The organism is Enterobacter ludwigii, from assembly GCF_001750725.1.
GTDB classification, from domain to species: Bacteria; Pseudomonadota; Gammaproteobacteria; order Enterobacterales; family Enterobacteriaceae; genus Enterobacter; species Enterobacter ludwigii.
The window spans coordinates 154,515-172,540 of record NZ_CP017279.1; the positions used below are offsets into that span (position 1 = coordinate 154,515).

General features: G+C 55.2%; 19 protein-coding genes. 7 read left to right on the top strand and 12 right to left on the bottom strand.

Going from position 1 to position 18,026, the window contains the following annotated elements; translation table 11 throughout:
- Positions 1-241: 241 nt before the first annotated feature.
- Positions 242-781, bottom strand: a complete 540-nt coding sequence (locus BH714_RS00730; RefSeq protein WP_025204974.1) for a SadB/YajI family lipoprotein — start codon at positions 779-781, stop codon at positions 242-244.
- Positions 782-933: 152 nt separating this feature from the next.
- Between BH714_RS00730 and nrdR the strand changes: the two genes are divergently transcribed.
- From nrdR to thiL, 5 genes are all read left to right on the top strand, one after another.
- On the top strand, positions 934-1,383 hold the full coding sequence (gene nrdR / locus BH714_RS00735; RefSeq protein WP_008503337.1) for a transcriptional regulator NrdR: 450 nt from the start codon (positions 934-936) through the stop codon (positions 1,381-1,383).
- A 4-nt stretch (positions 1,384-1,387) separates the two neighbouring features.
- Positions 1,388-2,491: a bifunctional diaminohydroxyphosphoribosylaminopyrimidine deaminase/5-amino-6-(5-phosphoribosylamino)uracil reductase RibD gene (ribD, locus tag BH714_RS00740; protein WP_040016784.1), complete on the top strand. Its 1,104-nt coding sequence runs from the start codon at positions 1,388-1,390 to the stop codon at positions 2,489-2,491.
- Positions 2,492-2,578: 87 nt separating this feature from the next.
- Complete coding sequence (ribH, locus tag BH714_RS00745) at positions 2,579-3,049, top strand: 6,7-dimethyl-8-ribityllumazine synthase (protein ID WP_006176874.1); 471 nt, start codon at positions 2,579-2,581, stop codon at positions 3,047-3,049.
- Positions 3,050-3,070: 21 nt separating this feature from the next.
- Complete coding sequence (gene nusB / locus BH714_RS00750) at positions 3,071-3,490, top strand: transcription antitermination factor NusB (protein ID WP_006809908.1); 420 nt, start codon at positions 3,071-3,073, stop codon at positions 3,488-3,490.
- A 78-nt stretch (positions 3,491-3,568) separates the two neighbouring features.
- Positions 3,569-4,540 carry a thiamine-phosphate kinase gene (gene thiL / locus BH714_RS00755; RefSeq protein WP_020885221.1) on the top strand — a complete coding sequence of 324 codons (972 nt, stop codon included), beginning with the start codon at positions 3,569-3,571 and terminating at the stop codon, positions 4,538-4,540.
- An 81-nt stretch (positions 4,541-4,621) separates the two neighbouring features.
- Here the strand turns inward: thiL and BH714_RS00760 are convergent, their stop codons facing one another.
- From BH714_RS00760 to xseB, 4 genes are all read right to left on the bottom strand, one after another.
- Positions 4,622-5,596: an aldo/keto reductase gene (locus tag BH714_RS00760; RefSeq protein WP_032677512.1), complete on the bottom strand. Its 975-nt coding sequence runs from the start codon at positions 5,594-5,596 to the stop codon at positions 4,622-4,624.
- A 63-nt stretch (positions 5,597-5,659) separates the two neighbouring features.
- On the bottom strand, positions 5,660-7,522 hold the full coding sequence (gene dxs, locus BH714_RS00765) for a 1-deoxy-D-xylulose-5-phosphate synthase (RefSeq protein ID WP_032677513.1): 1,863 nt from the start codon (positions 7,520-7,522) through the stop codon (positions 5,660-5,662).
- A gap of 24 nt (positions 7,523-7,546) precedes the next feature.
- Complete coding sequence (gene ispA, locus BH714_RS00770) at positions 7,547-8,446, bottom strand: (2E,6E)-farnesyl diphosphate synthase (protein ID WP_014168855.1); 900 nt, start codon at positions 8,444-8,446, stop codon at positions 7,547-7,549.
- Entirely contained in the window at positions 8,447-8,689 is a 243-nt protein-coding gene (gene xseB / locus BH714_RS00775; RefSeq protein ID WP_008503331.1) for an exodeoxyribonuclease VII small subunit, read from the bottom strand.
- A 312-nt stretch (positions 8,690-9,001) separates the two neighbouring features.
- Between xseB and thiI the strand changes: the two genes are divergently transcribed.
- Positions 9,002-10,450, top strand: a complete 1,449-nt coding sequence (gene thiI, locus BH714_RS00780) for a tRNA uracil 4-sulfurtransferase ThiI (protein WP_014168857.1) — start codon at positions 9,002-9,004, stop codon at positions 10,448-10,450.
- 45 nt (positions 10,451-10,495) lie between these two features.
- Here the strand turns inward: thiI and yajL are convergent, their stop codons facing one another.
- Both yajL and panE read right to left on the bottom strand, forming a co-directional pair.
- On the bottom strand, positions 10,496-11,089 hold the full coding sequence (yajL, locus tag BH714_RS00785) for a protein deglycase YajL (protein WP_020885217.1): 594 nt from the start codon (positions 11,087-11,089) through the stop codon (positions 10,496-10,498).
- On the bottom strand, positions 11,052-11,963 hold the full coding sequence (panE, locus tag BH714_RS00790; protein ID WP_014168859.1) for a 2-dehydropantoate 2-reductase: 912 nt from the start codon (positions 11,961-11,963) through the stop codon (positions 11,052-11,054). Before panE ends, yajL begins: the two co-directional genes overlap by 38 nt.
- A gap of 203 nt (positions 11,964-12,166) precedes the next feature.
- Between panE and BH714_RS00795 the strand changes: the two genes are divergently transcribed.
- The gene (locus BH714_RS00795) at positions 12,167-12,658 is read left to right on the top strand and encodes a YajQ family cyclic di-GMP-binding protein (RefSeq protein ID WP_040016786.1); all 492 of its coding nucleotides are present in this window, start codon (positions 12,167-12,169) and stop codon (positions 12,656-12,658) included.
- Positions 12,659-12,690: 32 nt separating this feature from the next.
- On the opposite strand, the gene BH714_RS00800 is transcribed toward BH714_RS00795, so the two are convergent.
- The 5 genes from BH714_RS00800 to cyoB form a co-directional block, all read right to left on the bottom strand.
- Positions 12,691-14,052 carry an MFS transporter gene (locus BH714_RS00800; RefSeq protein ID WP_020885214.1) on the bottom strand — a complete coding sequence of 454 codons (1,362 nt, stop codon included), beginning with the start codon at positions 14,050-14,052 and terminating at the stop codon, positions 12,691-12,693.
- 149 nt (positions 14,053-14,201) lie between these two features.
- Positions 14,202-15,089 (bottom strand): heme o synthase, encoded by an 888-nt coding sequence (gene cyoE, locus BH714_RS00805; RefSeq protein ID WP_014168862.1) that lies wholly within the window; start codon positions 15,087-15,089, stop codon positions 14,202-14,204.
- A gap of 11 nt (positions 15,090-15,100) precedes the next feature.
- Positions 15,101-15,427: a cytochrome o ubiquinol oxidase subunit IV gene (locus tag BH714_RS00810; protein WP_006176899.1), complete on the bottom strand. Its 327-nt coding sequence runs from the start codon at positions 15,425-15,427 to the stop codon at positions 15,101-15,103.
- On the bottom strand, positions 15,427-16,041 hold the full coding sequence (locus BH714_RS00815; protein WP_014168863.1) for a cytochrome o ubiquinol oxidase subunit III: 615 nt from the start codon (positions 16,039-16,041) through the stop codon (positions 15,427-15,429). The genes BH714_RS00810 and BH714_RS00815 overlap by 1 nt, the downstream gene beginning before the upstream one ends.
- Complete coding sequence (cyoB, locus tag BH714_RS00820; RefSeq protein ID WP_014168864.1) at positions 16,031-18,022, bottom strand: cytochrome o ubiquinol oxidase subunit I; 1,992 nt, start codon at positions 18,020-18,022, stop codon at positions 16,031-16,033. The genes BH714_RS00815 and cyoB overlap by 11 nt, the downstream gene beginning before the upstream one ends.
- Positions 18,023-18,026: the final 4 nt, after the last annotated feature.

The window sequence follows — 18,026 nt, forward strand, 5'->3', positions numbered from 1 at the left end:
TTCCGGGAGTGAAAAATGCGCGAATTGCGTTTCTAAATATTTCGTGTTTCTGCGGAGCCTATTATAGGAATCCTTGCTCACAAAAATATGTGTTGTTTCACATATCTCTCACACGCGTAATCGATTGCGTTCACGTTTGCGTACTTTAAACGGCGGGGATTGTAGCGGCAATGATTTCTGTTGCCAATCTTTGCGGATTGTAAATGTTAGCGGAGTGACATTGCACTCCGCTGAAAGGGGATTACTGCGCGGCGGGCTGGATATCGTGAATGCGGATGAAACCTAACTGATCCGGCGTAAGTCCGTTCAGCTGGATCGGAATGTCAACATCGCTCGGGGCCAGCACGCTGGCGGGTGCGGTGAACAGCTGGCTCTTCACGTTCACTTCCTGATAGTTCTCGGTGGTGCCCTGAATCTGCCCCCACTCGACGGTGCCGCTAAAGGCTGGCAGAGGATCGTTGGATTCCCCCTGAATGCGTAATGTTGCGCGAGTACCATCCGCATTGGCCGCCACGTTAACCAGCGACATTTTCAGCGTGCCAATCTGGCTGTTAAGGCGCGCCGGGGTGTTAGACCCGGGCAGCAGATAAACCCCGCTGCTGGATTTGGCATTCAGCGCGTTTTGCTGGGTGATCTTCACAGTTTCTTTGTTCAGTTTGTCCATCGCGGTATTGAGCGTATTCACGCTTTGTTTCATTTGACGGACTTCGGTTTGCTGTGCACAGGCGCTAAGGGTAAACAGACTCCCCACCAGCAATATTTTCAGGTAACGTCTTGTCATTGCGTTTATTTCCTTGAAATAACGGATCTCCGTAATGGTAGCCAGCATCGCATCAACAGGCATAGATCCTTTGTCTCAAAAAGCTCTTCCTTTGTTGTCAGGCCAGATCAGGGTAAAATGAAAATCAGTTAACCACATAACAGGGATACCGTATGCATTGCCCATTCTGCTCCGCTGTGGATACCAAAGTTATCGACTCTCGCCTTGTGGGCGAAGGGTCTTCCGTACGCCGCCGCCGGCAATGTCTGGTGTGCAACGAGCGTTTCACGACCTTTGAGGTTGCAGAGCTGGTAATGCCGCGCGTGGTAAAAAGTAACGATGTGCGTGAGCCGTTTAACGAAGAGAAACTGCGCAGCGGGATGCTCAAGGCGCTGGAAAAACGCCCTGTCAGTGCAGATGACGTCGAAATGGCGTTAAACCACATAAAATCGTACCTTCGTGGTTTGGGTGAGCGCGAGGTGCCAAGCAAGATGATTGGCAACCTGGTGATGGAGCAACTGAAAAAGCTCGATAAGGTCGCCTATATCCGCTTCGCCTCTGTGTACCGCAGTTTCGAAGATATCAAAGAGTTTGGCGAAGAGATCGCCCGCTTACAGGATTAAGCTCATGCAGGATGAGATTTACATGGCGCGAGCCATGAAGCTGGCGCAGCGCGGTCGTTTTACCACCCATCCCAACCCTAACGTCGGGTGCGTCATTGTCAACGATGGCGAGATCGTGGGCGAAGGGTTTCACTACCGTGCCGGTGAGCCCCATGCCGAAGTTCATGCCCTGCGTATGGCCGGCGAAAAGGCGCGCGGTGCAACGGCCTACGTGACGCTGGAACCCTGCAGCCACCACGGCCGTACCCCGCCGTGCTGCGAAGCACTCATTGCGGCGGGTGTCGCGCGCGTTGTCGCGGCGATGCAGGATCCCAATCCGCAGGTTGCCGGACGCGGCCTGTATCGACTGCAGCAGGAAGGGATTGACGTCAGTCACGGCCTGATGATGCAGGATGCTGAGGCGATCAACAAAGGCTTCCTGAAGCGCATGCGCACCGGGTTCCCGTACATTCAGCTTAAGCTTGGGGCCTCACTGGATGGTCGTACGGCGATGGCGAACGGCGAGAGCCAGTGGATCACCTCTGCGCAGGCAAGGCGCGATGTGCAACGTCTGCGCGCGCAAAGCCATGCTATCCTCACCAGCAGTGAAACGGTTCTGGCTGATAATCCTGCCATGACCGTGCGCTGGGATGAACTGAATGCCGATACCCAGGCGTGCTACCCGCAGGAAAACCTGCGTCAGCCGCTGCGTATTGTCATCGATAGCCAGAATCGCATCACGCCAGCGCACCGCATCGTGCAACAGCCGGGCGAAACCTGGATTGCACGCATGCATGACGATGCGCGTGAATGGCCGCAAGGCGTACGCAGCATCATGGTGCCAGAGCATAACGGGCACCTCGACTTAGTGGTGCTGATGATGCTGCTTGGTAAGCAACAGGTGAACAGTATCTGGGTAGAAGCGGGGCCGACGCTGGCCGGCGCGCTGCTGCAGGCCGGGCTGGTGGATGAGCTGATTGTCTACGTTGCACCTAAACTGTTGGGTAACGATGCGCGTGGTCTGTTTGTGCTGCCGGGTCTTGAAAAACTTGGTGATGCACCGAAACTCAAATTTAGCGAGATTCGTCCGGTGGGCCCGGATGTCTGCCTCCATTTAACGCCAGCGTAATTGCTCCTGAAATAGGGAAGCAGTGCGCAAAGTATTATGATAAAATCCGCCCCCCTGCGGGGCCAAATGAACCCGTAAAGGAAGAGTATGAACATTATTGAAGCTGCTGTAGCTACCCCGGACGCTCGCGTCGCCATCACCATTGCGCGTTTCAACAACTTCATCAACGACAGCCTGCTGGAAGGTGCCATTGACGCCCTGAAACGTATCGGCCAGGTTAAAGATGACAACATTACCGTTGTTTGGGTTCCAGGTGCTTATGAACTGCCACTGGCAGCGGGCGCGCTGGCGAAAACCGGTAAATACGACGCGGTGATTGCGCTGGGTACCGTTATTCGTGGCGGCACTGCACACTTCGAATACGTTGCAGGCGGTGCAAGCAATGGTCTGGCACACGTTGCGCAGGATGCAGAAATTCCTGTCGCGTTTGGCGTGCTGACTACCGAAAGTATTGAACAAGCCATTGAGCGCGCTGGTACCAAAGCCGGTAACAAAGGTGCAGAAGCTGCACTGACCGCGCTTGAAATGATCAATGTGTTGAAAGCCATTAAGGCCTGATTTTTTTGTAAGGGGAATTCCGTGAAACCTGCTGCTCGTCGCCGCGCCCGTGAATGTGCCGTCCAGGCACTTTACTCCTGGCAGTTGTCCCAGAACGACATCGCTGATGTTGAATACCAGTTCCTGTCAGAACAGGACGTGAAAGACGTTGACGTTCTGTACTTCCGTGAACTGCTGTCGGGAGTGGCGACTAATAGCGCGTATCTCGATGGTCTGATGAAGCCATACCTGTCCCGTCTGCTCGAAGAGCTGGGTCAGGTTGAGAAAGCAGTGTTGCGTATCGCGCTGTTTGAGTTGTCTAAACGTGATGATGTGCCGTACAAAGTGGCCATCAACGAAGCGATCGAACTGGCGAAAACCTTCGGCGCTGAAGACAGCCATAAATTTGTAAACGGCGTGCTGGATAAAGCCGCACCTGCGATCCGTCCCCACAAAAAGTGATCCGCAAACCGGAGTTTTGCATTGCCTGCCGGGCAGTGCGGCTCCGGTTTTTTTATTTAATTTGCTGAGGCATAACGTATGGCATGCGGCGAATTCTCCCTGATTGCCCGTTATTTCGACCGTGTCAGAACCTCTCGTCTTGATGTTGAAACCGGCATTGGCGATGACTGCGCACTTCTCAATATTCCCGAAAAACAGACGCTGGCAATCAGCACCGACACCTTAGTGTGCGGACGTCATTTTTTACCTGATATCGATCCCGCCGATCTGGCGTATAAAGCGCTGGCGGTCAACGTAAGCGATTTAGCGGCCATGGGCGCCGATCCCGCGTGGCTGACGCTGGCGTTGACGTTGCCCGAGGTGGATGAAGACTGGCTTGAAGCCTTTAGCGATGCGCTGTTTGATCAGCTCAACTACTACGATATGCAGCTGATTGGCGGTGACACCACTGCCGGGCCGCTGTCGATGACGCTTGCGATCCACGGCTATGTCCCGCTGGGCCGGGCGCTGAAACGCTCGGGCGCAAAGCCGGGTGACTGGATCTACGTGACCGGCACGCCGGGCGACAGCGCCGCAGGGCTGGCGATCCTCCAGGACCGCTTACGCGTCAAGGATGCCGACGATGCGGCATATCTGGTGAAACGCCATCTGCGCCCAACGCCGCGTATTTTGCACGGCCAGGCGCTGCGCGAGCGGGCAAGCTCGGCTATCGATCTCTCTGACGGGCTTATCTCCGATCTCGGCCATATTCTGAAAGCCAGCGGTGTGGGCGCGCGCGTAGATCTGGATCTGTTCCCGCTGTCAGAGCCATTGCTTCGCCATGTGGAACCTGAGCAGGCTCTGCGCTGGGCGCTCTCCGGCGGCGAAGATTATGAGCTGTGCTTTACCGTACCGGAACTGAACCGGGGAACGCTGGACGTGGCGCTAGCTCACCTTGGGGCGAAGTTTACCTGTATCGGACAGATTATGCCGGAAAGTGAAGGGCTGAAATTTGTGCGTGATGGCGCGCCGGTTACGCTTGACTGGAAGGGTTACGACCACTTTGCGTGATTCGTCTGCCGGGTAGCGCTGCGCTTACCCGGCCGAGGGGTTTTGTTCCCTCTCCTTTTGGGAGACGGGCAGGGCGAGGGCTTACTTAAACCCGACCACCGGATGCTGCTGGTACGGCGTTTCCAGTTCGGCGACTTGCTCAGGCGTCAGCGTTAAATCAACGGCACTCAACAACTCGTCCAGCTGTTCTTCCCGCGATGTACCGATAATCGGTGCCGCGACTCCGCGTTTGCTCAGCAGCCACGCCAGCGCTACCTGCGCACGCGTGGCACCGGTATCATCGGCAATCCCCGCTAAACGCTCGGCGATCAACGCATCGCTGGCTTCCGTACCTTCGTATAAGGTTTTACCGAACGCATCCGACACCGAGCGGGCGGTGGTCTCTCCCCATGGTCGGGTGAGGCGTCCGCGCGCCAGGGGACTCCATGGGATCACCGCTACGCCTTCCTGATAGCAGAGCGGCAGCATCTCGCGCTCTTCTTCGCGATAGATAAGGTTGTAGTGATCCTGCATGGTGACAAACCGTGCCCAGCCGTGCTGCGCCTGAAGATCAAGCGCTGAGGCAAACTGCGAAGCGTGCATAGATGATGCGCCGATGTAACGCGCCTTCCCGGCCTTAACCACATCGTTAAGGGCTTCCAGCGTCTCTTCAATCGGCGTGTTGTAATCCCAGCGGTGGATCTGCAGCAGGTCGACATAATCCATATTCAGGCGCCGGAGGCTGTCATCAATGGATCGCAGGATTTGCGCACGGGAAAGACCTTCAGGCAAATCACCCACCTGGTGATATACCTTGGTGGCGACGACCACATCGTCACGGCGGGCAAAATCGCGCAGGGCGCGGCCGACAATCTCTTCGCTGCTGCCGTCGGAGTAACTGTTGGCAGTATCAAAAAAGTTAATCCCGCCGTCGAGTGCGCGTTTGATGATAAGGCGGCTGCTCTCTTCCGGCAGCGTCCAGGCGTGATTTCCCCGGTCTGGCTCGCCAAAGGTCATGCATCCCAGGCAAAGTCGGGAAACCTGAAGGTCTGTTGTTCCTAATGTCGTGTATTGCATGGTTCCGCTCCTGCTTTTTTAAACAATACGTTTAAGCATAGCAGGAGCGGAAAAGGGGAGGGATCAGGCAAGCCAGGAACGGATTTTCGACTCAATGCCGGCCGCATCCAGGCCAATCGCCGCACGGGCTTCGTCCTGGGTGCCTTGTGGAATGAAATGATCCGGCAGACCAAGGTTCAGTACCGGCACGGCTTTACGGTTAGCCATCAGCACTTCGTTTACGCCGCTGCCCGCACCGCCCATGATGGCGTTTTCTTCCAGCGTGACCAGCACGTCATGAGATTCCGCCATGCTCAGGATCAGGGTCTCGTCGAGCGGCTTCACAAAGCGCATATCCACGAGGGTCGCATTCAGCGCTTCAGCCACTTTCGCGGCCTCCGGCATCAGCGTACCAAAGTTCAGGATCGCCACTTTCTCACCGCGACGCTTCACCAGACCTTTACCTATCGGCAGTTTTTCCAGCGGCTGCAGTTCAACGCCGACGGCATTGCCGCGCGGGTAGCGCACCGCACTAGGGCCATCCTGATAGTGGTAGCCGGTAAACAGCATCTGACGACATTCGTTCTCATCGCTTGGCGTCATGATGACCATATCCGGGACGCAGCGCAGGAACGACAGATCAAATGCCCCCTGGTGCGTCTGGCCGTCAGCACCCACAATGCCTGCGCGGTCGATAGCAAACAGGACCGGCAGCTTCTGGATGGCAACGTCATGGATCACCTGGTCGTAGGCGCGTTGCAGGAAGGTGGAATAAATGGCGACAACCGGGTTATAACCGCCAATCGCCAGGCCTGCCGCAAAGGTCACCGCGTGCTGCTCGGCAATGGCAACGTCAAAATACTGGTCCGGGTATTTTTTGGAGAACTCCACCATGCCAGAACCTTCACGCATGGCCGGGGTGATCGCCATGAGCTTATTGTCTTTAGCGGCGGTTTCACACAGCCAGTCGCCAAAGATTTTTGAATAGCTCGGCATGCCGCCGCTGCTTTTGGGCAGGCAACCGCTGCTCGGGTCGAATTTCGGTACCGCGTGGAAGGTGATGGGATCTTTTTCCGCCGGTTCGTATCCACGGCCTTTTTTGGTCATGATATGCAGGAACTGCGGGCCTTTCAGGTCACGCATGTTTTTCAGCGTGGTGACAAGCCCCAGAACGTCATGCCCGTCCACCGGACCAATATAGTTAAAGCCCAGCTCTTCAAACAGCGTACCCGGCACGACCATGCCTTTGATGTGTTCTTCGGTGCGTTTAAGCAGTTCTTTGATTGGCGGTACGCCGGAGAAGACTTTTTTGCCGCCTTCGCGCAGCGAGGAGTAAAGCTTGCCGGAGAGCAGCTGCGCCAGATGGTTGTTCAGCGCGCCCACGTTTTCGGAAATCGACATTTCGTTATCATTAAGGATAACCAGCATGTCTGGCTTGATATCGCCCGCGTGGTTCATGGCCTCAAAGGCCATTCCGGCAGTGATCGCCCCGTCGCCAATGACGCAGACGGTACGACGCTGTTTATTCTCTTTTTCGGCTGCCACCGCAATACCGATACCCGCAGAGATTGAGGTGGAGGAGTGCCCAACGCTTAATACGTCGTACTCGCTCTCGCCACGCCATGGGAACGGATGCAGGCCGCCTTTCTGACGAATAGTGCCAATTTTATCGCGACGTCCGGTCAGAATTTTATGCGGATAGGCCTGGTGGCCGACATCCCAGATGAGCTGATCGAACGGCGTGTTATAGACATAATGCAGCGCCACGGTCAGCTCTACCGTGCCAAGCCCGGAGGCGAAATGGCCGCTGGAGCGGCTTACGCTGTCGAGCAGGTAGCGACGCAGCTCATCGCACAGCTTCGGCAGGCTCTCTTTCGGCAACAGGCGTAACTCCTGGGTGGAGTCAACTAACGCCAGTGTCGGGTATTTGGCAATATCAAAACTCATCAAAGGCTCATCGAGATAGTGTGTTTATTTATCACGCTGGATTATATAGTCCGCTAGCGCTTCCAGTGCCGAAGTATCCAGTGATTGCGCGGCCAGTTGATTCAGCGACTGGCGGGCATCCTCTATCAGATCCCGGGCTTTACGTTGGGCTTGCTCAAGACCCAGCAGGGCGGGGTAGGTACTTTTGCCAAGCTGCTGATCCGCACCCTGACGTTTACCCAATGTTGCAGTATCGCCCACCACATCCAGAATGTCATCCTGAACCTGGAATGCCAGACCGATACTTTCTGCGTATCTGTCCAGTATCGGCAGGGCTTTGCGCCCCTGTTCACCCGCGCTCAGGGCGCCCAGACGAACGGCTGCACGAATCAATGCGCCCGTTTTATGGCGATGAATACGCTCCAGCTGTTCCAGATTAACCTGACGTCCTTCCGCTTCCAGATCCAGTGCCTGACCGCCACACATACCGGCGACGCCGCTGGCCATTGCCAGTTCAGAGATCATCGACAGACGGTCACGGTCGGCCACTTCGGCCATCGGCGCATCGCTCAAAATCGAGAACGCCAGGGTTTGCAGGGCATCCCCCGCCAGAATGGCATTCGCTTCGCCAAACTTGATGTGGCAGGTAGGCTGGCCACGACGCAGATCGTCGTCGTCCATGGCTGGCAAATCATCATGGATCAGCGAGTAGGCATGGATGCACTCAACGGCCGCCGCCGGGGCGTCCAGCGTGTTAGCGCTGATGCCAAACATATTGCCCGTGGCGTAGACCAGAAACGGACGCAGGCGCTTTCCACCCAAGAGTGCGCCATAGTGCATGGCTTCAACCAGTGGAGTGTTCTGAAAAGGCTGTGGCTCAATAAAACGGCGCAGCGCATCGTTGGCACGCGCGACGCATGCCTGAAGCTCGTTGGCGAAATCCATTTACTCGGCGTCCGGTGTGAATGGCGTAGTTTTAGCGTCTTCGCTGTCGGACAGCAGGATCTGCACGCGCTGCTCGGCCTGCTGCAGTTTGACCTGCCCCTGGCGCGCCAGCTGTACGCCGCGCTCGAATTCATTGAGCGCCTCTTCCAGCGGTAAATCGCCGCTCTCAAGGCGGGTGACAATCTGCTCCAGCTCACTCAGCGCAGTTTCAAAACTGGCCGGTGCGTCGTTCTTCTTCGGCATAGTGAATTGACTCTTATATTCTCAGCCCCGACATGGTAACGGACTCGGGGCAATTATCAAATAACGCGCAATGTGCACAGGAGCGGCGTGAAGATGATATACTTGCGCGCCTGGATGCAGCCACGGGTGTGGGCTGCTATACACGTCATCCTTCAGGTTGTCTCTGTTTGGGCTACGTTTGCGCCTTTCCGTTACTTACTCGCGTAAGCTTGCGGGGGGCTGTGACTCGCCGCGTTGATGCCACCTGAATGATTTTGTGTATATTTCATTTTCCATTACAAGCCTTAAGCTTGCCTAAGAAACATTGCCGCCATGAAGTTTATCATTAAATTGTTCCCTGAAATCACCATCAAAAGCCAATCTGTGCGTTTGCGCTTTATTAAAATTCTCACCGGGAACATTCGTAACGTATTAAAACACTACGACGAAACGCTCGCCGTGGTGCGTCACTGGGACCACGTTGAGGTTCGCGCGAAAGATGAAAACAAACGTCAGGATATTCGCGACGCGCTGACCCGTATTCCGGGCATTCACCATATTCTGGAAGTGGAAGACGTTCCTTACACCTCCCTGCATGACATTTTTGAAAAAGCGCTGGTGCAGTACCGCGATCAGATTGAAGGCAAAACCTTCTGCGTGCGCGTGAAGCGTCGTGGTAAGCATGAGTTTAGCTCCATTGAAGTGGAGCGCTATGTGGGTGGCGGCCTCAATCAGCACGTTGAGAGCGCGCGCGTGCGCCTGACTAACCCGGACGTGACCGTTAACCTGGAGATCGAAAACGATCGCCTGCTGCTGGTGAAAGGCCGTTATGAAGGTATCGGCGGTTTCCCAATCGGCACGCAGGAAGATGTCCTGTCGCTGATCTCCGGCGGTTTCGACTCCGGTGTTTCCAGCTATATGTTGATGCGCCGCGGCTGCCGCGTACACTACTGCTTCTTTAACCTGGGCGGTGCGGCGCATGAAATCGGCGTGCGTCAGGTTGCGCACTATCTGTGGAACCGCTTCGGCAGCTCCCACCGCGTGCGTTTTGTGGCGATCAACTTTGAGCCAGTGGTCGGCGAAATCCTTGAAAAAGTGGACGACGGTCAGATGGGCGTGGTGCTGAAACGCATGATGGTGCGTGCAGCGTCCAAAGTGGCGGAGCGCTACGGCGTGCAGGCGCTGGTCACCGGTGAAGCGCTGGGCCAGGTCTCCAGCCAGACCCTGACCAACCTGCGTCTTATCGACAACGTATCGGATACCCTGATCCTGCGTCCGCTGATCTCCTACGATAAAGAGCACATCATCGATCTGGCGCGCAAAATCGGTACCGAAGATTTTGCCCGCACCATGCCGGAATACTGCGGTGTGATCTCAAAAAGCCCGACCGTCAAAGCGGTAAAGGCGAAAATCGAAGCCGAAGAAGAGAACTTCGATTTCGGCATTCTGGAGAAGGTGGTGGCGGAAGCGACCAACATCGATATCCGCGAGATTGCCCAGCAGACCGAGCAGGAAGTGGTTGAAGTTGAAACCGTCAGCGGTTTCGGTGCCAACGACGCGATTCTGGATATCCGTTCCATTGATGAACAGGATGACAAACCGCTGCAGGTTGAAGGCGTGGACGTGGTTTCCCTGCCGTTCTACAAGCTGAGCACCAAATTCGGCGATCTCGACCAGAGCAAAACGTATCTGCTGTGGTGCGAGCGCGGGGTGATGAGCCGTCTGCAGGCACTGTATCTGCGCGAGCAGGGCTTTGCAAATGTGAAGGTCTATCGCCCTTAACCGTTTGCCGGGTAGCGGCTTCGCTTACCCGGCTTTCTTTACACGCTACGCTTCGTAAAAATTATAAATCCCCGCCGCCATCACTAACGACGACGCCACCTCGTAGGCTTTCTCACGCCCGACCAGCAGGTCGATAATCTTCAGTCCAAAATCGATCGCGGTACCCGGCCCCTGGCTGGTGAGCAGATTGACGCGCGGATCCCAGACCACACGTTTATCCACCCATTGCTCTTCAGGAATGGTCTCTTTCAGTCCCGGGAAACCGGTCATATTACCGATTGGGAAAATGTTATGCGGCACCAGAACCGTGCCGGCTGCGGCACAAATTGCCGCAACGATGCGCCCCGACAGATGGAATTGCCTGACGGTTTCGACCAGGAGCGGGCTGTCGCGAAAATACTCCGCGCCCTTCAGGCCGCCCGGCAGTACGATGATGTCGTAATCCCCGTCGGCCACCTGCACAAGCGGTGCATCGGCGAGGATTTTTACGCCCCGTGAACAGGTGATGGTCAGATTACCGTCGCTGGCGACGCTGGCGGTGGTCACGTTAATGCCGCCGCGCACCATCAAATCAATGGTGGTGACGGCTTCTGTCTCTTCGCTACCAGGGGCGAGGCAGATCAGTGCTGACGCGCTCATATTCACTCTCCTTACGTTTAACCAGGTCATACAGACGGGCATTTTCCGGCACGGCAATGCCGTGGGCGCGGGCGCGTTTAAGCAAATAGCCCGTGATGTAATCAATCTCTGTGTGGCGTAATGCCCGAATGTCCTGCAACATCGAGGAGATGTTTTCTGCAGTACTTTCAATTACCTGCTCAACATAATAGCGTAAATCCTCCGCCGAGGTATGCAGGCCTTCACGTTCGATAACCGAGGCGACCTCCGCGCACAGGGTGGCAATTTCCTGCGGATGATTTTTCAGTTCCCCGTTCGGGCAGTTCCACAGCGCCGTCAGCGGATTGATCACGCAGTTAACCGCCAGCTTGCGCCACAGCTGCGGGCGGATAGTGTCATGCCAGGCCACGTCCGGCAGCACCTTCTGCAGAACATCCGCCAGATAGCTGTAGTCACCATCCTGCGTACGGGCGGGGCCCATGTGCGTTACGCCGCTGGCGACATGCACGATAATGTTGCCATCGCGGCGTGCAGCGTGCGTGGTGGTCGCCATCAACAAGGGATGCGGGATGCTTTTCAGCTCATCAATGGTTCCCATGCCGTTATGCAGCAGCAGGATAGGGGAGTCTGGGGGAAGTTGCGCGGCCAGCGTCTTTACCGCATCTGATACCTGCCATGCTTTGAGCGTGACCAGCAGCAGATCGCTTTGCGCCAGAAAATCCGGATCGTTCGCGGTGAGTGATTCGTTGAATATACTTCCGTCTTCGTCAATCAGGTTCACACTGCAATAGGGCTGGGGCACGCGCAGCCAGCCCTGTACCTCATGTCCGTGCTTGCAAAGCGCGGTCAGCCATAGCTGTCCAAGGGCTCCGCATCCGAGCACTGTAATTTTCATTGTTCCTCCTCACCTGCAACTGCGCCAGGTGTTACGGCCTAAGTATAGCGCCGTCAGCTAAGCTTCTGTTGAGTAAACCCTGTGACATCTGTGCGGTGTTTCCTCACGTGAGCGGCCAGGGATAGCTGCAACTCGAATTATTTGGGGTATCTGCCTTGTAGCGGGTATTATGCAACGCAACAAAAATGAAGGGAGAAGAAAAGATGCCATCTTTCGATATTGTTTCCGAAGTTGATATCCAGGAAGTCCGCAACGGCGTTGAAAACGCAAGCCGTGAAGTTGAGTCACGTTTCGACTTTCGTGGCGTTGAGGCAACTTTCGAGCTGAACGATGCGAATAAGACCATTAAGGTCCTGAGCGAATCTGATTTCCAGGTTAACCAGCTGCTGGATATTCTGCGCGCCAAGCTGCTTAAACGCGGTATTGAAGGCACCTCACTGGATGTACCAGACGAGTTTGTGCATAGCGGTAAAAACTGGTTTGTCGAAGCCAAACTGAAGCAGGGTATTGAGAGCACGGTTCAGAAGAAGATCGTTAAGCTCATCAAGGACAGCAAGCTGAAGGTTCAGGCGCAAATCCAGGGTGAAGAAATTCGTGTGACCGGTAAATCCCGCGATGACCTGCAGGCCGTTATGGCGCTGGTACGTGGCGGCGATCTGGGGCAGCCGTTCCAGTTCAAGAACTTCCGCGATTAAGACAAAAATGCCCGGTTTTACCGGGCATTTTTTCAGGCTTTGAGAGCCTGCTCGATTTCGAAGCGGTTAGTCACTTTACTGTCTATTTTGACGTAAGCGCTGCGCTCTTGTGGGGCAATAAGCACTTCACTTACCCCCTCTGTTGCCTCAAGACGTTGTTTTAGCGCGTCGGTAATCTCTACATCCTCAGGAATTTCGACCCGCAGACTGCTGACGTAGCGCGGCTCTTTCATGCTGCTGGCGACCAGCAGCCAGACCATCGCCAGCAGTGCGCCTGCGAGGAACACGGTTTGCGAATCAAACAGGCCGTCCACCCAGCCGCCGAGCGAGCCCCCGATAGCCACGCCGATAAACTGGCTGGTGGAGTAGATCCCCATTGCTGTGCCTTTATAGCCGGCCGGGGACTCCTTGCTAATTAGCGATGGCAGCAGGGCTTCCATCAGGTTAAAGGCCAGGAAGAAGAGCTGCACGCCGGCCACCAGTTCCCAGAAGTGCGGGCCGGATCCCCAGAGCACAATCTCGGCAATCAGCAGCACCGCCACGCAGCCAATGAAGACGCGCTTCATCTTGCGTTTCACTTCGGCGTAGATGATGAACGGCACGACCGAGACGAACGAAATCAGCATGGTCACCAGATAGATTTTCCAGTGCTCCGCGGCAGGGAAGCCCGCGGCGGCAAGCTGACCGGGTAGGGCGACAAAGGTCGACATCAGCAGGATGTGCAGACACATAATGCCGAAGTTAAGTTTAAGCAGGCGCGGTTCCATCAGCACTTTGCTGAAGCAGCCTTTCACCATCCCGGATTCACGGTTAAGGACGTGGTTTTTGCTGTCCGGCACCACCCAAAGGGTCAGCGCAATACCGACGGTCGCCAGCACGGCAATCATCCAGAACAGGGCATGCAGACCGAGTTTATGGGTGATGATAGGCCCGAGCACCATCGCAATCGCGAAAGTGACGCCAAAGCTCACGCCGATAAACGCCATCGCTTTGGTGCGATTCTGCTCACGGGTTAAGTCTGACAGCAGCGCCATCACGGCGGCGGCAATCGCACCAGAGCCCTGCAGGGCGCGACCAAGAATAATTCCCCAGATGGAGTGGGAGAGGGCGGCTATCACGCTGCCGAGCACAAAAATAAGCAGGCCGCCGACAATCAGCGGTTTGCGGCCAACCCGATCCGAGAGCAGGCCAAACGGGATCTGAAATACCGCCTGAGCCAGACCGTAGATGCCAATCGCCAGGCCAATCAGCGCTTCGCTGGCACCCTGTAGCGCCATGCCGTACGTGGTCAGAACAGGCAGGACCATAAACATGCCAAGCATCCGTAGCGAGAAAACAGTCCCTAAACCCCAGGTCGCGCGCAATTCGCCTGGCGTCATTTTATAATCGTTCATTACCACCTCAATTCAAAAGCAGGCCATAGTGTAGTGCGGGGAAGGGGCGGGGTAAATAAAGGGTTATTTAACAAATATTACATGCGTTATTAATGGATTCGATGAATAAAAAAGGGTGCCGAAGCACCCTTTTATTCACCTGGTGTGACTTACCAGACGTAAGTCAGCAGGTTGTGTGAATCAGGCACCATGAAATCCACGGACATCATCACCGACAGCGAAGTGATAGCGACAATGGAGAACACGAACAGCTTACGTGCCCAGACCTTGTCATCTTCCACTTTGTAGCCGCGCAGGGCCATGCCGAGCCACCAGACGCTCACCGCAGCCGCTACCGCCAGGTATTTGTACCCGGCGTAACCGCCCAGAGAGAGCATCAGCGTTGCCACGGCAAAGGCGATGATGTACAGCGTGATGTGGTTTTTAGCCACGGAAATGCCCTTCACGACCGGCAGAACCGGAATGTTCGCTGCCTGATAATCCTTAAAGCGGAAAATCGCGATGGCATAGGAGTGCGGCATCTGCCACAGGCTAAAGATAGCCAGCAGGATCAGCGCACCGCTGTCGAACTCGTTCGTGACGGCGCAGTAGCCAATCACCGGCGGCGCAGCGCCGGAGAGAGAACCAATCAGCGTTCCGTAGACGGAGTGGCGTTTCATATACAGACTGTAAACGCCCACATAGACGACGAACCCCATCACCCCCAGCCAACAGGCCAGAGGATTAGCGCCAAACCACAGCAGCATAAAGCCAGCAATACCCAGCAAGGTGGCGTACACCAGCGAGACGGAAGGGGCGATCAGGCCTTTAACCAGCACCCGATTTTTAGTCCTTTCCATCTTCTTGTCGATATCCATGTCGATGTAGTTGTTAAATACACAACCGGATGCAACAACCAGCGACACACCGACCAGCGTAGCGATAAAGAGGGTGTAATCGATGCTGCCTTTAGAGGCCAGCAGGAACCCCCCAATTACGGAGATCAGGTTGCCAAAGATGATGCCTGGTTTCGTGACTTGCAGGTATTGCTTAAACATACTCGCCGCTCTTAGTGAACCATCATGTTGTAGTTAAGGTTCCACATAATCCAGATGGAACCGACTACCAGGATAGCGATGATAATCACGGTAAAGATGAAAGCCGTCATGTTCCAGCCTTCATCGGACTTGGTGTTCATGTGCAGGAAGCAAACCAGATGCACCAGAATCTGAATCACCGCGGTTACCAGGATTGCACCCAGAATAACCGGCTTAGACGCAGAACCGCTCATCACCATCCAGAACGGGATCACCGTCAGAATGATCGACAGGATGAAACCTGTCATATAGGTTTTTACGCTACCGTGGGAAGCGCCATGATCGTTTGAATGACTCATTACATCGCCCCCATCAGATATACAACAGAGAACACACAGATCCACACAACGTCCAGGAAGTGCCAGAACAGGCTCAGGCACAGGATACGCGTGCGGTTAGTGCTGGTCAGGCCACGACGGGAGATCTGGAACATCAGTACTGCCATCCAGATCAGACCAGACGTTACGTGCAGACCGTGGGTCCCGACCAGTGCGAAGAACGCAGACAGGAAGCCACTACGATCCGGCCCGAAGCCTTCCATAATCAGGTGATGGAATTCATAGATTTCCATCCCGATAAAGCCAGCACCAAACAGCCAGGTCAACGCCAGCCAGGAGACAACCTGGCTCTTGTTGTTTTTGTACATGGCGATAGCCGCCATGCCGTAGGTGATGGAGCTGAACAGCAGCAGCGCGGTTTCTACCAGAACGAACGGCAGTTCAAAGATGTCCTTGCCGGCCGGGCCGCCCGCAGTGCCGTTCACCAGAACGGCATACGTTGCGAACAGACAGCAGAACAGAATGCAGTCGCTCATCAGGTAGATCCAGAAACCGAAGACTTTCGTCGGTCCTGTATCGTGGTGCGCATGTTCATGCGCGTGGGCAGTAGAGTGCGCCAAAGTATCAGTTGCCATTTTTCAGCCCCGCTTTAGAAATCTCATCGAAATGCTGGTTTTCCAGTTTTTCGACTTCACGGACTGGTACGTAGTAGTCTACGTCCTCGTCAAAGCTCTTCACAATCCAGCTGATTACGATGCCGGCGAAGCCAACAATCGCCATCCACCAGATGTGCCAGATCATTGCGAAGCCAAATACCGTTGCGAAGGCGGCAATAACAATGCCCGCACCGCTGTTTTTCGGCATGTGGATCTCTTCGTAATGAGCAGGTTGCTTGTACGCTTCACCTTTTTCTTTCATTTCCCAGAATGCGTCGCGTTCATGGACCTGCGGCACAATAGCGAAGTTATAGAACGGTGGTGGAGAAGAGGTTGCCCACTCCAGCGTACGGCCACCCCATGGGTCACCGGTCAGGTCACGGTTCTGATCGCGGTCGCGAATAGAAACGTAGAACTGAATCAGCTGAGACGCGATACCACAAGCAATCAGCACGGCACCGCCCGCTGCAACCATCAGCATTGGGTGGAACTGTGGATCAATCTGCTGGCTCAGACGACGGGTCATACCCATGAAGCCCAGCACGTACAGCGGCATAAATGCAACGAAGAAGCCGATGATCCAGAACCAGAATGCGCGTTTACCCCATTTTTCGTTCAGGGTGAAACCGAACGCTTTTGGCCACCAGTAGGTTACGCCAGCGAAGCAGCCGAAGACCACACCACCGATGATAACGTTATGGAAGTGCGCAATCAGGAACAGACTGTTGTGCAGAACGAAGTCAGCACCCGGTACCGCCAGCAGTACACCGGTCATCCCACCCACGGAGAAGGTGACGATGAAGCCGATAGTCCACAGCATTGCTGAGTGGAACACGATACGGCCCTGGTACATGGTGAACAGCCAGTTGAAGATCTTAACCCCGGTAGGGATTGCGATAATCATGGTCGTAATACCGAAGAAGGCGTTTACGTTCGCGCCAGCACCCATGGTGAAGAAGTGGTGCAGCCAAACGATGAACGACAGAACGGTAATACACACGGTTGCCCACACCAGTGAGGTGTAACCAAACAGACGTTTACGCGAGAAGGTTGCTGCGATTTCGGAGAACACACCGAAGACCGGCAGAACCAGGATGTACACTTCCGGGTGACCCCAGGCCCAAATCAGGTTGATGTACATCATCATGTTGCCACCCATATCGTTGGTAAAGAAATGGGTGCCCAGGTAGCGGTCCAGGGTCAGCAGCGCGATGGTGACGGTCAGAATTGGGAATGATGCAATAATCAGGATGTTGGCGCACAGAGATGCCCAGGTAAATACCGGCATCTTGAACATGGTCATGCCAGGGGCACGCATCTTGATAATGGTCACGAAGAAGTTGATACCGGTCAGGGTTGTACCGACACCGGAGAGCTGAAGTGCCCAAATCCAGTAATCGACGCCAACGCCCGGACTGTACTCAATTCCCGAAAGCGGCGGGTAAGCCAGCCAGCCGGTCTGAGCAAATTCGCCCACACCCAGTGACAGGTTAACCAGGATAACGCCGACAACCGTGAACCAGAAGCTCAGGTTATTCAGGAACGGGAACGCTACGTCGCGCGCGCCGATTTGCAGCGGAACGACAACGTTCATCAGACCGATAACCAGCGGCATCGCCACGAAGAAGATCATGATAACGCCGTGGGCGGTAAAGATCTGGTCGTAGTGATGCGGCGGCAGGAAGCCGGCTTCACCCGCAGACGCGAGTGCCTGCTGGCTACGCATCATGATCGCATCCGCAAAGCCACGAATTAACATGACGATACCGACGATGCAGTACATGATACCCAGTTTTTTGTGGTCAACCGAAGTCAGCCACTCGTTCCACAGGTAGCTCCACTTACCGAAGTAAGTGATCAAGGCCAGTAAGGCTGCGCCACCGATGATAATTGCAGCAACCGTAACCACGATAATGGGTTCATGGTAGGGCACTGCATCCAGTGTCAATTTTCCGAACATTTTC